Raw genomic sequence first — 16,239 nt, forward strand, 5'->3', positions numbered from 1 at the left:
CATCATTGCCGGGTCACCGTCCGATTCTCCGTGGATTTTTCCTGCGTTTTTTCAGGAGTGTCCCGCAGCGTTACGACGCCGATATCCCCTTTCACGAGATCGTCGATCGCCCTGAGCTGCGCGAGCGTCGTCGAAAGATCCCCGAGCGCGATCATGTTCGGGCCGTCGCTCAGTGCCGCGTCGGGGTCCGGGTGAATCTCCATGAAGAGAGCGTCGATCCCTATCGCGACGGCCGCACGGGCGAGCGGCAGGACGTAGCGGCGGTCCCCGCCGCTCGACGTCCCTCTGCCGCCGGGCATCTGGACGCTGTGGGTCGCGTCGAAGACGACGGGACATCCGAGAGCACGGAGGACCGGAAGCGACCGGAAGTCGACGACGAGCTGGTTGTATCCGAACGACGTCCCTCGTTCGCCGACGAGGACATTCGGATTCCCCGCCTCGCGGATCTTCTCGACGACGGAGAGCATGTCCCAGGGCGCGAGGAATTGCGCCTTCTTGACGTGAACGGGGCGGCCGGTCTTCGCGGCCGCGACGAGAAGGTCCGTCTGCCTGCAGAGGAACGCGGGAATCTGCAGAATGTCCGCAACCTGCGCGACCCTCTCCGCCTGCCATGTCTCGTGAATATCCGTCAGGACCGGAACGCCGGCGCGTTCCCTGATCTCGGCGAGTTCTTCAAGCCCTCTCGCGAGCCCTGGACCGCGGTAGCTCCGGAGCGACGTTCTGTTGGCTTTGTCGAAAGAGGCCTTGAAAATATACGGGATCCCGAGTTCCGCGCATATACGCGCCGTTTCCGTCGCGACTGCGAGTCCGAGTTCGAGCGATTCGAGGACGCACGGTCCTGCGATCAGGGCGAACCGTCCGCGTCCGATTTCCGCGTCTCCGACCCGAACGGGATGCATCGTGTTCATCGTTCTTCCTCCCATCCAAGGGACCGCAGACGGCCGAACACACGCAAACGGGTGTCCCAGCCCAGGGCGGTCGCCGTATGTTCCACAACATGGTCGAGCGCTCCCGGGGCACCGAGTCGCTCGATTCCTTCCCGCGACATTTTTACCCAAAGCGCGGGAGACGTCAGTATTCCGAGCGCGGCATCCGCGATGGCCCGCGCGTTGCGCTCGACGAGGACCTCGGATCCGCCAAGCAGCTTCTTCTGAACGAGTTTGCCCTTTTCGATCGTCGAAACGACGGGAACCCCGAGTCCGGCGCATACCTGGTTCGCCGTTCCGCCGAAGCCGATCAGGATATCGGCTCCCCGGGCCATCGGAGCGAGTGATCCGAAATACAGACGGACACACAGGCCTCTATCGCTGCGCGAACGGATCCGGCCGTCCCCGTCCCTGCGATCGATATCCCACCCGTCCGGGACCAGCTTCGCGAGATCGAGCGTCGGCGCGACGACGACACAGAACAGACACCTCTGACGGACGTGGAGAATCGAGGCGGTCTCCAGAAGGAGTCTCATATCCTCGTACGCGCGGCCGCGACTTCCTGGAAGGAGAAGGACGTTCCACCACGTTCCGCGCCCGGGCCGAATATCCGGCCCCGAAGCGTCCTCCGGCCGCGGAGCCCATGACCCGATCTCATTACTATTATCACAGGTCAGATCCATTATTGGATTCCCTTCGAAGACCGCCGCGACTCCGGATCGCGAAAGCTGCCCGGCCGTCTCGCGGTCCCGCGTCCATGTCATGCGGCTCCTGTGCTTGAGGAGAAAGCGTTCCACGCGCCAGTGCCCGCTCAGATAGACGGTCTTCGCGGTAGCGACGAAAAGCGGAATCTGCCCCTGCCCCCAGAGCGTGTGCATGAGAAGGTATACGTCCCCGACGCAGAGGGGGGTCCGGATCGCGCCACGCAGGGAACGCCACGCTTCCATCTGCGATCCGATATTCCGGAAGAGTCCGGCGCGGATATCCTTCCAGAGGTCCAGAAGACTGTATTTCACGACGCCCCCCGTCGGCGAGTCCGCCGGAACGGAGTCGATCCTGATCCCGCGCTGCGCGTAGAGTTCCCCCTTTCCCACGATCGGGAAAGCGCCGATGTCGGCCTCAGGGAATCTCGCTCGGAGCTTTTCCGCCAGAAGCGCGCCCATGGAGTCCTCCCCGTACCCGTTGGAACACACGACGATCCGCGGCCGGAGCCGTGACGCGAGAAGCGACATGAATCGCGGCTCGTCGTCGACCCGGGCGGAGATGAGCGGGACGAGAAACGGAACTTTCGGGACATATTCCACCGGAAGATTGTAGACGTCCTTTTCCGTACACAGGATCACGTCCGCGTTCGCGGCTTTGAAAACGCGTTCGACGCGCCGCATGTCGTCCGCGCAGTACCGGTGATGGTCCTTGAAGACGAGATTGTCGCAACATACGATGCCGGAGTCCGAAAGAAGCCGGTGAAAGCTCGATGGATTCCCGATCGCACAGAAGGTGACGCCGCGCGTCCCCCTATCCGGGACGGACGAAGGCCCCCATTCTCCGTCCCATGTACGCCATTCGCTGACGACGATCCGCGACGTAAAGAGCCTCTCTTCCGGAACATACCGGGTGACGCGCTCGCGAATCGCCGCGATGTGCTCCGTCCGGACCTGATCCACCTTCGTGATGACGACCGCATGCGCCCTCGAAACCGATTCGACCGGCTCGCGCAGGATTCCCGCCGGCGCCACGCAGTCGTTCCCGAACGGGCAGCACGCGTCGATGAGAACGATATCGACGTCCCTTCCGAGTCGCCTGTGCTGGAACGCGTCGTCCGCGACGACGATTTCGACCCCCATGTCGTGAAGGAGCTCGACGTCGCGGAGACGGTTCTTCGAGACGGCGACGGGAACGTCCGGAAGCCGCGACGCGAGGAGGAGCGGTTCGTCGCCGACGACCTCGCGGCTTCCCTGATCCCCCCGGATGACGACGGGTCTGTCAGTGCGCCCGCCGTATCCCCGGCTGACGATCCCCACGTGCAGTCCCGACGAGGAGAGCGTACGGGCCAGCATTTCGACGAAGGGCGTCTTGTTCGTCCCCCCGAGCGTGACGTTGCCGACGCTGATGACGGGGAGTGACGGCTCGTACACCGGCAGAAGTCCGTGATCGAAAAAGAAATTCCGCATTCCGGCCATCTTCCGGGCGACGAACCCCAACGGCCGGAAGATGACGAACGGACTGCGCGCGCTTTCTCCGCGCGCATACGCGAGATATCTCGCAAGTACAGAATGGAACAGCGACGCCGACGTCCGTTCCCTATCCGACATGGCCCGACTGAATGGAACACAGGTGGGAATAGAAGCCACCGCACCGGAGGAGTTCGTCGTGCGTCCCCTGTTCGGCGATCCGTCCGTCGCTGATGACGAGAATTCTGTCGGCATCGCGGACGGTCGACAGCCGGTGTGCGATGATGAACGATGTTCGCCCTTCCATCGCGTTCCGCATCGCCTCCCGGATTCGCCGCTCGACATCGAGATCCAGCGACGACGTGGCCTCGTCGAGGATGAGAATTCTCGGATCCCGGACGATCGCGCGCGCGATCGCGACACGTTGGCGCTCTCCGCCCGACAGCGTCACGCCGCGTTCTCCGATCTCGGTATCGTATCCCTTCGGAAGACGGACGATGAAGTCATCGATCCCCGCGATCTCCGCGGCCCGCCGGACGCGATCCTCCGTGGCGTCGGGAACTCCGTAGGAGATATTGAACCTGAACGTTCCCTTCATGAGAAGCGGATCCTGGGGGACGATGCCGATCTGGCGCCGGAGCGTCGCGAGGTCCATTCTCCGGACATCGACTCCGTCGATGAGAACCCGTCCGCCGTCCGGATCGTAGAATCTCGGAATGAGATCCACGAGCGTCGATTTTCCCGCGCCCGTATGTCCGACGATCGCGATCTTTTCCCCGGGCTCGGCTTCGAAGCTGACGCCTCTGAGGATCGGAGCGTCGGGCGTGTACGAAAACGACACGTTCTCGAGCGCGACACGTCCCCGGATCGCCGGAAGGATCACGGGGTCCTCCGGGGATTCGATATCGACGGGCGTATCGAGAACGTCGAAGATCCGCTCGAGCGACGCCTTGCCGAACTGGATCGAACTCAGCACGCCCGTGAAGACCCGTATCGGCTGGACCAGAAATCCGAGATACCCCAGAAACGCGACCAGTTCGCCCGGGGTCAGTTCGCCCCTGATGACGTCCCGTCCACCGAGCCAGAGGATCGCCGCGAGGGTGACGATGAGCAGCACTTCGATGACGCCCGTGAGCGCGGCCTGGACCTTGACCCCACGAAGCAGCGCGTCGAAGTTCGAGACATTCCGCACGCGGAACCGTTCGAGTTCGAGATCTTCGGTCGCGAACGACCGGACGATCCGTATCGCGGAAAACGCCTCCTGAACGATCGACGAAACGAGCGCGATCTGCTCCTGGATCTCGTGTCCGACGCGGCGGAGCTTTTCTCCGGCCCGGTCAAGGACAAAGACACAGAGCGGAAGGATCGCGAACGTGAGAAGCGTGAGGCTCCAGTTGATATAGACGAGAAAGCCGAGCATTCCGAGGAACGTCGTCCCCTGAACGACGAGATTCACGACAACCGACGTGACGAGCGTCTGGAGCACGGTCACGTCGTTCGTCACGCGGGACATCAGTTCCCCGACTCTCGCGCCGTAGAGATATCTCAGGGACATGCGCTGCATGTGATCGTAGAGTCGGATCCGGAGTTCCATGACGATTCTCTGGCCGACCCAGTTCATGAGGTATTGGTGACCGTATGCGGCGAGGGCCTTTCCGAGAAAAAGGAGGATGATCGCCACAGGAAGGAGATTGAGCATCACCATGTTCCGTGCTATGAGGACGTCGTCGACGACGTTCTTGATCAGCCAGGGCGGGATAACCGTACAGGCGGACGCGACGAGCATGCAGGCGATCGCCGACAGGAAACGCCCCGTATAGGGACGCAGCAGTCTGATGAGACGCAGGTAGGGATGGTCCCGATCGATCATCGTTTCTCAATCAACCTTTCGATGTGGGTGACGAGCTCCCTCGCCGCGCCTTCGCCACCCGTCGCGGAGAGTTTCCCGAGGTCGTCGCGAATGCCCCGCAGCCGATCCGGATTCCGCAGAAGCGACTTCAACGCCCCGGCGACGTCCGCGGGCACGACATCTCCGACGAGTTCCCCTACGACCTCATGACCCGCTATGCGGTTCGGCCATGAAACAAACGGGGACGCCCGCCTCTTGCCCGAAAGAATCCGCCTGACGAGGCTGTTCCCTCCCGGAAGAACGCGTAACAGGTTCCAGACACCGGAAACGGGAATGTACGGGATGAATGAAAACGGAGCGACGACGAGGAACGGAACACGGCTGTGCATGAGTTCCAGCGTGTTCGTTCCCGGTTGCGTCACCGCGAGATCCGCCCACGACATGGCGTCCGCCGACGATCCGACGGACGGCGTCAGTCCGGCCGCTTCCCATCGTCCGTATTCCTCGGAATCCGCAAAGGGATGAAGGAGGATCCTGATTTCGACATCGGGGAACTCCTCCCGGACATCACGAAACACGTTCTCGACGAACTGCAGGGACGCTTCACGGATTCCCTTCCGACTTCCGGGAAACACGATGATCCGTTTTCCGCTGCGACGACCGGTCGCCGTACCTTCGTCCGCATCTCCGCCACCCGCAGGCCTCACCGTATCGCGTACGAGGTCGCCCGCGAGGAAGAGCCGCCGGGAGCGGACGCGCAGCGATTCCGCCATCCGGGGATACGCGGTCGCAACCAGGTCGCACCGGTCCATCCCCTTCTTCGGACCATATGCGTAACAGACGAGGGGGATGTGTCTCCTCCACGAAAGGAAACGGCCGAACACCAGGTCTCCTCCGAGCTGAACGATGACATCGGCCGTCCTGCGCGACATCTCCCGCAGCATCGGAAAAAACGGAAGCGGACCGATGACGTCGCCGACATCCATCGACGCCGCGATCTCCCTCTCCCTTCCACTCGAATACTGGCACGGGAGTATCCAGACGTCAATCGCGTGCCCACGTTTCGAAAGTTCCGCGGCGAGCGGCCGGACCCATCCCTGAAGTTCTCCGGGACCGTTCGTGAGGAGCGCCGCCTTCATCGGTCCCGCCCCGCACAGAGTCCGAGGACGGACGTCGCCCAGAGCCGGATGCCCCCCGAGCGTCCCATGAGAACACGCGTCCGTTCGATCGCCGCGTCCTTCCGTGCCCTGAAGGTCTCGTCGCGGAGGTACATCCGGAGCGTTTTCTCCACGGCCGAAGGCGTCGCCCGATGCTGCAGGAATTCGGGAAAGACCTCCTCCCCCGCGAGGACATTCGGCAGAGAAACGAACGGCGTGCGCACCAGAAGCCTGAAGAGAAGGGCCGAAAACCACGAGACGCGGTAGACGACCGCCATGAACCTCCCGAGCAGGAGCGCTTCGACCGAGGCCGTACCGCTCGCGCCGACGACCGCGCGGCATCGGGCCATCAGATCCCGCCCGTCCCCTTCGTCCGTTTCGAGATCTTCCGCCGCTTTCCGGATCTTTTCCCTCCACCGGGGCGCCAGACCGGAAGCGACCGAAACAATGGGACGAACTCCCCACGACCGGCTGTCGCGAGCGACCGCGAGCATCAGCGGCAGGAGACGCCTGATCTCGCTGCCGCGGCTTCCGGGAAGGAACGCGACGGGGATTCCGTCCGCCCCATCCCCGGCGACGCGTCCGGAAGGTGCGCATCGGTCCATATCGTCGACGAGGGGATGTCCCGCCCACGCGCTCCGCACGCCGTGCTTCACGAGAAACTCGTGTTCGAACGCGAAGAGCGGAAGACACAGATCGACGTTTCGCGCGAGGCCTTTCACGCGCCACTTCCGCCACGCCCACACGGTCGGCGGCGCGATATACGCGACCGGAACGCGGCAGGCCAGTCGTCTGAGAGCTGCGATCAGCGGGAGGTGGAAATCGGGGCTGTCGATGACGACGACACAGGATGGCCTTCGCTCTTCGATCGCGGCAACGATGCGCTCCCGAAGACGCAGGAGACGCGGCAAGGCTACGAGCGCGTCAGCGATGCCGAAAATTCCGAGTTCCGCGGAGGAAAAAAGAACTTCGCCCCCCGCCGCCCCTCCTTTTTCTCCGAGCATTCCCCACAAAGGCTCATCGTATCCGAGGGTTCTCAGGGAACGGATGAGCGAGGCGGCGTACTGATCGCCCGATGCCTCGCCGCAACTCAGGAAGATCGACACGCGGCTCTTCCCCGGTTCACGGGCACGAAGCTTCTCCGGAGGCGATTCCGGTTACGGAGATGCCGTATTCCTCCGCGAGACGCGAACATTTTCCAGGGTCGAGAACGATCGTCCGGCCCGTCTCGACGGCGAGACAGGAAATTCCGGACTCGCGCATGATATCGAGAGTCGTCGATCCCATCGTCGGGAGGTCGTAGCGCTCGTCCTGATCCGGCCGCATCATCTTGACGACGCACCCGCCGCGTCCGTTCTCCCGGAGGATGCGTCCCGCCCTGCGGATCGTCTCGTCGGTCCCCTCCATGGCCTCCACGGCGACGACCGCACCGCCGCGCACGACGACGGTCTGTCCGAACGAGAGCGGAAGGAGAACGCGCAAAATCCCGCGGCCGTAAAGAATGTCGGCCCGTTCCGTCTCGTCGGGCACGCGACCGAAGAGACGTCCCTCCCCCGCAAGCATGTCCGGAATCAGGTCCCGATAGGAAATGACGGGGATTCCGACTCTTTCGATCGCGGCGAGGACGGCTCCGAGGAGGGAGTGGTCGTCCCGCGCAGCGGTCGTCTTCAGGATGTTTCGCAAAAAAGGATCCAGTTTCTCCGGAACGAAACAGAGCTCCTTCGGAACGCGTCCGGCGAGGACGATCGCGCCGACTCCTTCGGTCCGCATGTCCGAAAGCGCCCATCCGAGATCTGGGGATGGAAATGTCTTGAGGGCGCAGGGAATCGTCCGGAACGATCCGGTTTCCGCGCGCAGGGCATAGACGACTGGGCGCCCCCCCCGTTCCGAGATCCGCGCCGCCACGAGAAGCGGCAGCGCACCGTCTCCGGCGATAACGGCGATCGTTTCGTGCAACGGTATCATTCCTCTCTCAGCGTGTTCATTCGACCGATCCCACCTGGGATCCGATTTCAGTCGGCCTTCCGGATGAAAACCGCCCCAAGAACGATGAACGTGATGTTCGGCAGCCATGCGGCGAGCATCGGCGGGATGTTTCCCGCTTCTCCGAGCGCCCGCGAAAACGACATCAGGACATAGTAGGCGAACACGATCATGATGCAGAGTCCGAATCCGATCCCCGAACCTCCGCGTCTCGGCGTGCGGACTCCGATGCTCGCTCCGAGAACGGCAAGGATCAGCGTCGACCACGGAACGGAAAGTTTCAGGTGAAAGAGCACCCACAGGGGCAGAAGGTTCGCACCCTGCGCTCTGAGAATATTGATGTGCGCGAGCAGTTCGATCGAACTCATTTCGGCGGGTCTCCGCGAGGCCTTTTCGAGCTGTTCGGGCGAAAGGTTGAGCAGCAGCCGCTGTCGGTCGAAGCGGAACAGGAGGCTGACTTTCCCGCTATCCCGGACTTCGAAGACTTCTCCCTGTTCGACCCACCATTCCCCGCTCCTCCACGTCCCTCTCTGCGCCGTGGAAATCCGGCGCAGCTTTCCAGCGTCGAACTCCTGGACAAGAATATCGCTCATCAGTCCCTCCCTCGGGCGGAGCTTCCCGAGGTACAGGACCCTCTTGAGTTCCCCGTTCTGCTCGTCCTTCAGAAAAACCCGCTCCTTCAGAACCGACGGACGCTCCTGGAGGATCTCGTACTTCATGAGATTCTCCGAAGCCCTGTTCGAAAACGGAACGATCGACTCATTCCCGACGAGCGTGAGGACCGCAAGAGCGGCGGAAATTCCGACGACCGGGCGCAGAACGCGACGGAACGAGATGCCGGCCGCCTGAATCGCGACGATTTCGCTGTTGACCGAAAGTCGCCCGAATGTCAGAAGCGTCGCCAGAAGCGACGACATCGGCACGGTCATCAGGATGACCTCCGGCAGGCGATAGACAAACAGGCGGGCGACGACGAGAAGCGACACTCCCTTTTCGATAATGAGGTTTGCGGCCTGGAAGAGCAGGTCTCCCGCTATGAAGATGATAGTGAACGCCATGATTCCGAAGACAAACGATCCCGCCAGTTCCCGGATGATGTATCCGTCGAGAATTTTCATTCCCGGAATCCTTCGGGCTCCTGCGGAAACGCCCGTAAGGTTCGGCATCGTCACTCCCGCCTCTCCGACCGTACGGTCGAGATGTCACCAGTTCCTCCGGAAGTCTCCGCGGACATCCCGCAGGTTGCGCCGTTCAGCCGGATGATGTGTTCGGCGATATCGCGGACCGCCCCGTAGCCGCCGCGCGACTTCGAGACAAAGCGCGCCGCGTTTCGGACATCATCCTCCGCATCCGCGACGGCGCAGCCAAGCCCGGCCCACCGGATACACTGGAGGTCGTTCACGTCGTCGCCGGCATACGCGATCTCCTCCGCGGCCAGGCCAAGGCTCGCCGCGAGCTCCTCCAGCGCAGGGAGCTTGTTCTTCACTCCGTTGAAGAGAAGGTGGATTCCGAGTTCTCCGGCCCTTCGCGCCGTCGCCGCCGAATACCGCCCGCTGAGAATGGCGACCTCGACCCCCGATGCCCGGAGACGTGCGATTCCCATTCCGTCGCGGACGTGAAACCGCTTGAATTCGTTTCCCGCTCCGTCCAGGAAGACGGCGCCGTCGGTCAGCGTTCCGTCGACGTCAAGTACCAGAAGACGAATCGCCGCACTCATCCGACCCTTTTCCGGATATGATCGCGTCATGTTCCGAGGATGCCCCCTTCGCGCGCCACAACGCGACGCCCCGTTTCGACCCGGAGATGAAATCGAGAATATCGCGGACAACAGTTTCCTGCGACTCTTCACGCAAACGAACGGCCGCGTCTCTGAGGAGAAGACCCGAACGGTACAGGTGGGCGTACGCGTCCTTGATCGCCGTGCGTTGTTCGCGGCCGAATCCCGCTCTGCGAAGCCCGACGACGTTCAGCGCCTCGATCCGCGCGGGGTGTCCATCCACCATCAGGAACGGAGGGATGTCCTTCACGACCTTGCTGAGTCCCCCGATCATGCACAGTTTTCCGACGCGCGTGAACTGATGAAGTCCCGCCATGCCGCCGATCACGGCTCCGTCGCCGACCGACGAGTGTCCCGCGAATCCGGCCTTGTTGGCGACGGTGACGTTTTTTCCGATTTTCACGTTGTGTCCGACATGAACGCCTTCCATGAGAAAGCATCCGTCACCGACGGATGTACAGGTTCCTTCTCCGGTCGAACGATGGATGGTCACGCTTTCGCGGATGATCACGCCGTTGCCGATGCGGACCCAGGTTACCTCGCCCTTGAAATCGTGGTCCTGCGGCTCTCCTCCGAGAACGGCGTTTTCCGCGATCGTACAGTCTCTCCCGATCTCGACATAATCCCTGATCCGAACGAATGCGGCGAGTTTCGTTCCCACTCCGATGATGACGTTTCCCGAAACGACGCAATAGGGTCCGATCTCGACGCCGTCGCACAACACGGCCTCCGGGGCCACAAGAGCCGTCGGATGAATGCAAACGGCCATGCCTGTCAATCTTCTTTCTTCAGCTTGTACGCCGCCATGAAGCTCATTTCGGCTTCGGCCGCGATGTCGTCCCCGACGCGCCCCGTCGTTCGCACCTTCCCCATCATCCCGCGGACTTTCAGGAGCTCCGCGGTCGTGACCAACTGATCGCCCGGACGTACGGGCTTCCGGAACTTCGCCTTCTCGATCCCCGTCAGATACGTCACGAGTCCCTCGGCTCCGGGCCGTAACGTCAGCATCATCGCGGCGACCTGCCCCATGGCCTCGAGGACGAGAACTCCCGGCATCACCGGCTCCGTCGGGAAGTGCCCCGGAAAGAACGGCTCGTTCATCGTCACGTTCTTGAGCCCGACGACCCGGGTCTCGCTGTATTCGAGTATCCTGTCCACGAGAAGAAACGGGAATCTGTGCGGCAGACTCTTCAGTATCGTATCGATATCGTACATCCCACACGCCTCCTTACTGGCGAAGAATAAGCGCTCTCAGCGCACGGACGAGACGAAGGTGCATCTCGTGCCCCGCCATGAACGCAATCACACGCGCCCGCAGCGGCCGTCCCACGAGAACCAGATCCCCGATGAGATCGAGCACCTTGTGACGCACCGGTTCATCGGGAAACCGAAGTCCTCCCTTTGCGCGGACGCTTCCCGTGCGGTCGCCGAATACCGTCGCGTTTTCGAGCGATCCGCCTTTGGCAAGCCCCCTGCGGTACAGCATTTCGATCTCGGAATCAAGAGCGAACGTCCGCGCCGGCATGATCCCGGACGCGAACGAGTCGGGGTCCGGACGTATCGAAAACGCCTGCGTCCCGATGTCGGGGATCGACGGATACCGGATGATGTAGTCGATCCGGAAGATATCCGACGGAAACGCTCCGACGAATCGCTCTCCGCCGGCATCCGACAATGCGACCGGAACAGGCGGCGAGAGGAATTCCAAAGCTCCGTCGCGTTCCGCGATCCCGGCTTCGAGGATCATCCCGCCCCATCCCGCGGCACATCCGTCGAGGGCCGGAATCTCGAATACATCGCCCCCGGCGGAGGATCCGACATCTTCGCTCCTGACGGCGATCGTCATCGAATCCACGTCAAGCCCTCCCGCCGCGGCAAGGAGGTGTTCGACGGTCTTCAGGTGCGTCCCACAGGGAAAGATGAGATCGGTTCCGCGCGACGTGCCCGAAGGAGTCGCATCTTCCACTCCGTATTCTCCCTGCGGGAGGTCGAATCGTATCCCCGGAGATCCGAAATTCGGCGAAAGGCGGACGGAAAAAGGTCGTCCCGTGTGAAGTCCGTTTCCGCCGCAGACCACATCGCGCGAAATCGTCCGACGGCGCGACATGCCGACGGCAGCGGATGCACGGGATGTCATCTTCCGACTGCCTCTCCGCCGGGATCTTCGGAGGTTGTATGCTTCGACTGGGACACGCGTTCAAGACGACGGACGCGTTCGAACAGTTCCGGCAGTTTTTCTGTCAACGCGAATATCCTGAACGTGCGACGATGTTCCCTCGCAGGGAATCCGGACACGGTCGCACCGGCGGGAACGTCCTTCGTCACGCCCGCCATCCCCGCGACCTGGGCGCCTCTGCCTATGCGGACGTGGTCCGTGACGCCGCTCCTGGCGGCGAGAACGACGTTGTCTTCGACGACAACGCTTCCGGCGACACCCGTCATGGCCACGACGATGCAGTTCTTCCCGACAACGGTATTGTGTCCGATGTGAACGTGGTCATCGATCTTGGTGCCGTCCCCGATCTCCGTATCCGCGATCGTCCCTCTGTCGATCGTCGTGCACGCACCGATTTCGACGGAATTTCCGATGACGACGCCGCCGAGCTGCGGAATCTTTCGGGGACCGTCCGGTCCGGTCCGGAAGCCGAAACCGTCGGCTCCGATGACGGTTCCTCCGTGAATCAGCGACCCGGTTCCCACGGAGCAGCGATCCATGATTCCGACGTGAGGCTCCACGATCGTTCCGCTGCCGATTCTGCACGAAGCCCCGACCGATACATGCGAGAGAAGGCGTGCACCGGACTCGACGATCGTCCCGTCCCCGATGCTGCAGAGGGGACCGATCCAGGCATCCGGGTGAACGGACGCTTTCGGGGAAACGACCGAGGACGGATGAACTCCTTTCCGGACGTCGTCGGCAACCGAAAGGCTTTCGAAAAAAAGCAGGATTTCCGGCAATGCGGCCTTGGGATCATCCACGATGACGCCATTCCGTTCCCCCAAGAAGAAGGGAGCCGGAGCGATGATGAGAGCTTCGTCCCCAGGCATTTCCGAGAGTTTCGCGTCCCAGAGGATACAGATGGCCTCTCCGTCGGCGTCGCGAGGCGACGTCAGGCGATCGACGACGCAACCGGGATTCCCGACGACACGTCCTCCAACGTTACGGGCGATCTCTGCAAGTGTGACTCCCTGTGACAGTTTCATCCAGTACCCTCCTGTCGCGGCGCCGTTCGAACGTACCCGTCTAGTCCCGGCGACATCTTTCAGAGATTCCCGATCGCCCGGAGGCTCAGGGAATCCGGGTCGCGTCCGTCATAATGCAGTTCAATGGAGATATGCTCGTTGATCCGGACTCCAAGTCCGATATTGTGTTCATCGTCGTTGCTGAAACGCCACCACAGATACGGCCGCCCCACATCCTGGCGGGTCCGGGCCTTCAGCCAGAACCGGCCGCCGGGGTAGGACACCTCGCCGCCGATGCTGAACGCAGGAAAAGGACTCCACTCGGCGCCGTAGCGTCCTTCGATCTCAAAATCGTTCGCCCGCAGGATCCATTCCGCGTAGAGCTCCACGTCCCACCCCGACCATGGGAGTGCCTTTCTTCCGATATGGAGCCCGAGTTCCGGATACCTGTCGTCCGTTCCGAGGTAGAATGCCGCCCACGCGCGGAGTATGTACCGGCGACTCTCGACATCGGCGTTGATCCTCGATATCTGGTCGGGAACGAACGTCGCGTCGACTCTTGCCCTCGAATTCGTCACCGTGTTCCGGTCCGACAGGTGAAACTCGGCAAATCGTTCGATATCCGCCGCGTGCTTTTTCGCCCAGAGAACCGGAATTCCGATGACCGCGGACATTCCCTTGAGCAACGCATCGTTCAGGTCGGAACGCAACACGACCGGAAGCGACGAGGAGTGAACCCGCGGGACGACGGCGAGAACGAGCGGTTGCTCGGGTGAAAAGGTGACCTGGAGAGTGCATCTTTCGGTTCGGCGGACGTTCGTCACATCGGCCGCCGGAGGAGCGAGGCGTGCGAGAATTGAAACAGTCCAACCAGGCACGACCGGTCCGAGGAGTCTCCGGATTTCGTCACGAAGCGCCGCATCGGCCCAGGAAAGTGCCGCGACAGGAAAGCCGGAGAGAAGCGCTCTGATGGTCTCCGCCGCTCCATCGACATCCCGGAGAAACCACGACGCGAGAACATCGGATAGAGGCGGAGGAAGGCATTCCACACTCCAGTCTGCTCTCGTCTGCGGCGAGAGCAGAACCGCGGGACGCCCGTTCTCATCCGAAACCGAGACGATGAACCCTGCGAAAAGACGTTCGGCGACGATCTTCATGATTTCGAGGCGGAATTCCTGGGCATCTTCCGTAGACATCTCTCTCCAGACGACAGAAAGGCTTCGTTCCGCGCTAGCCCGGAGCCATTCTGGAAGACCGCGAACCAGAACGACCGGACCGCCCGATGCCACAGTATCGCGTATGGGTTTTCCCTGCAATTCACCTGCAAAGGAAGTCCGCACAAAAATAAAGGCTGCAGCCACGAAAAAGACTACAGCCCACACACACCATTTTCCCGTTCGGCGATTGGTCCTAGAACATCTCCCCGAATCCAAAGTGGGTCCTGCTTTCGAACTGGCCTTCGGCGACATCGAACCGGATATTCCCGAGCGGGGTCCTGACCCTCACGCCAAATCCCCACGAATCGTACAGATCGGACAAACTGTAGGAACCGTCGCTGCCCCAAGCATTTCCCGTATCATAGAAAAGCACGAGGTTGAACGTCTTGTCGACCGGGATTCTGAGCTCAACGTTCGCGAGGAACATCTCGTCGCCCTCGAACTGTCCTCCGTCATATCCCCGGAGGGTGGACGCCCCGCCGATCGAATACCGCCCGGCCGTCGGAAGCGATCCGGAGGAAAATCCCGCCTTGACCCGGGCCGCAAAGATAGCGGGATTGTCTTCCGCGATGAGGCTCGTCCCGCTGAAGTACTCGGATATTCCTTTTATCGGGACGTAATATCGTCCCTGAATCCAATATTTCGTGTACGTGTAGTCGCCTCCGAGGAAATCGAACGCCTGCTCGACACTGAGGTCGATAACGTCTCCCTTGGGATAGCTCAGATACTCGTCGAGATTGTTTCGAGTCAGCGTTCCCGTAACCGAGAAGGTCGTTCCGGAGTCGAGGTCATCGCTCGTCACACCCGTCTGGTACTTTCTGTCCGAGACCTCGATATCCTTCCATTCGAGCGTGACGAACCAACTGAGTTTCGAGTCGCGTCCGAACTTTTTCCCCGCTCCGACGAAGATTCCTTTTTTGTTCTCGTCGTACTCAAGCTGCTTGATACCTTTCTTGTAATAGCTCACGTCATCATAATACTGTTTATAAATGCCGGCCTTCCACGCGTACGTCTTATCGTCCATGAACGGCTGACTGTACGTAAGCCAGTATCGCTCGTTATCGCCCGTCTCAAATCCGAGATTGACGTTATGGCCAAGACCTCTCCAGTTCGTATCGGTGTAATCCAGACCTCCGGACCATCCGCTTTCCGACCCATGGCTCACGGAAACGCCGAAACGCCCCGTTTTCTTTTCCACGACGGTCAGGACGATATCCACTACCGACGGATCGCCTCCGGGCTCGAACCCGACGTTCACATCCTCGAAGTAGCCCATTCCCTGAAGCTTGTTGATGGAATGACGGAGACGCGTCGAGTTGAACAGGTCTCCCTTTTTGAACTTCAGCTCCCGCTGGATGACGTATGTCTTGGTCCGCTTGTTTCCCTGAATGAAGATATCGCCGACCTTCGGCTCCAGGATGGTGACGCTGATATTGCCGCCGTTGACCTGAACGTCCGCGATCTTGACCATCACGTACCCGTCCTTGCGATACTGTTCCTGGATCCGTTCGAGGTCATGACGGAAAAAGACCTGATTGAAGACGTTTCCCGGGAGGGTGAAGACGAGCTTCATGAGTTGTCCTGTCGTGTAGACGGTGTTTCCCTTGAATTCGATGCGCTCGACGACGGGGTTCTCCTTGACGACAAACGTCACCGCCGCACCGCCTGCAAGGGATTTCAGATCGACATCGACGAATGAGAAAAAGCCAAGTCCGTAGATCGCCTCGACATCCTTCTGCAGTTGTGTCCGGTCCAGGGGTTCCCCCACTTTCGTCCGCACCGCCGCGAGGACGTGCTCCGGAACGACGTGCTGCGTTCCTTCGACCGACACCGAGGAGACCAGCGTCTCGGCACATGCCGTTCCGAAAAGGGAACAGAAGATCACGATCATCAGGAAGGAACTCACGAAAAACGCCCTTCCGAATCCACCATTCGGGGATCTCTTCAATAGAAATCTCTCCTTCCAGAAGCCGGAT

14 protein-coding genes are annotated in these 16,239 nt (G+C 61.4%); all 14 read right to left on the reverse strand.

Annotated features, from left to right (window positions below):
- Positions 1-2: 2 nt before the first annotated feature.
- On the reverse strand, positions 3-908 hold the full coding sequence (kdsA, locus tag ACZ5IU_RS02470; RefSeq protein WP_464420175.1) for a 3-deoxy-8-phosphooctulonate synthase: 906 nt from the start codon (positions 906-908) through the stop codon (positions 3-5).
- Entirely contained in the window at positions 905-3,097 is a 2,193-nt protein-coding gene (lpxK, locus tag ACZ5IU_RS02475) for a tetraacyldisaccharide 4'-kinase (RefSeq protein ID WP_464420177.1), read from the reverse strand. The genes kdsA and lpxK overlap by 4 nt, the downstream gene beginning before the upstream one ends.
- A 130-nt stretch (positions 3,098-3,227) precedes the next feature.
- Positions 3,228-4,967 (reverse strand): ABC transporter ATP-binding protein, encoded by a 1,740-nt coding sequence (locus tag ACZ5IU_RS02480; protein WP_464420179.1) that lies wholly within the window; start codon positions 4,965-4,967, stop codon positions 3,228-3,230.
- On the reverse strand, positions 4,964-6,085 hold the full coding sequence (locus ACZ5IU_RS02485; RefSeq protein WP_464420181.1) for a glycosyltransferase family protein: 1,122 nt from the start codon (positions 6,083-6,085) through the stop codon (positions 4,964-4,966). The genes ACZ5IU_RS02480 and ACZ5IU_RS02485 overlap by 4 nt, the downstream gene beginning before the upstream one ends.
- Positions 6,082-7,209, reverse strand: coding sequence for a lipid-A-disaccharide synthase (gene lpxB, locus ACZ5IU_RS02490; RefSeq protein WP_464420183.1), 1,128 nt, complete (start codon positions 7,207-7,209; stop codon positions 6,082-6,084). Before lpxB ends, ACZ5IU_RS02485 begins: the two co-directional genes overlap by 4 nt.
- Before the next feature lie 16 nt (positions 7,210-7,225).
- Positions 7,226-8,059 (reverse strand): LpxI family protein, encoded by an 834-nt coding sequence (locus ACZ5IU_RS02495; RefSeq protein WP_464420185.1) that lies wholly within the window; start codon positions 8,057-8,059, stop codon positions 7,226-7,228.
- A gap of 56 nt (positions 8,060-8,115) precedes the next feature.
- A complete protein-coding gene (locus ACZ5IU_RS02500) occupies positions 8,116-9,252 on the reverse strand; it encodes an LptF/LptG family permease (RefSeq protein ID WP_464420187.1) in 1,137 nt (378 codons plus the stop codon).
- A gap of 2 nt (positions 9,253-9,254) precedes the next feature.
- The gene (locus tag ACZ5IU_RS02505; RefSeq protein WP_464420190.1) at positions 9,255-9,803 is read right to left on the reverse strand and encodes a KdsC family phosphatase; all 549 of its coding nucleotides are present in this window, start codon (positions 9,801-9,803) and stop codon (positions 9,255-9,257) included.
- Positions 9,772-10,632 (reverse strand): acyl-ACP--UDP-N-acetylglucosamine O-acyltransferase, encoded by an 861-nt coding sequence (lpxA, locus tag ACZ5IU_RS02510; RefSeq protein WP_464420192.1) that lies wholly within the window; start codon positions 10,630-10,632, stop codon positions 9,772-9,774. The genes ACZ5IU_RS02505 and lpxA overlap by 32 nt, the downstream gene beginning before the upstream one ends.
- 5 nt (positions 10,633-10,637) lie before the next feature.
- Entirely contained in the window at positions 10,638-11,078 is a 441-nt protein-coding gene (fabZ, locus tag ACZ5IU_RS02515; protein WP_464420194.1) for a 3-hydroxyacyl-ACP dehydratase FabZ, read from the reverse strand.
- A gap of 13 nt (positions 11,079-11,091) precedes the next feature.
- Complete coding sequence (locus tag ACZ5IU_RS02520; protein WP_464420196.1) at positions 11,092-12,000, reverse strand: UDP-3-O-acyl-N-acetylglucosamine deacetylase; 909 nt, start codon at positions 11,998-12,000, stop codon at positions 11,092-11,094.
- Entirely contained in the window at positions 11,997-13,067 is a 1,071-nt protein-coding gene (lpxD, locus tag ACZ5IU_RS02525; RefSeq protein ID WP_464420198.1) for a UDP-3-O-(3-hydroxymyristoyl)glucosamine N-acyltransferase, read from the reverse strand. Before lpxD ends, ACZ5IU_RS02520 begins: the two co-directional genes overlap by 4 nt.
- A 59-nt stretch (positions 13,068-13,126) precedes the next feature.
- A complete protein-coding gene (locus ACZ5IU_RS02530; RefSeq protein WP_464420200.1) occupies positions 13,127-14,242 on the reverse strand; it encodes a hypothetical protein in 1,116 nt (371 codons plus the stop codon).
- Positions 14,243-14,456: 214 nt separating this feature from the next.
- Complete coding sequence (locus ACZ5IU_RS02535) at positions 14,457-16,211, reverse strand: BamA/OMP85 family outer membrane protein (protein ID WP_464420202.1); 1,755 nt, start codon at positions 16,209-16,211, stop codon at positions 14,457-14,459.
- Positions 16,212-16,239 lie beyond the last annotated feature (28 nt).

The sequence above is a fragment of the Lactivibrio alcoholicus genome (genome assembly GCF_055390895.1).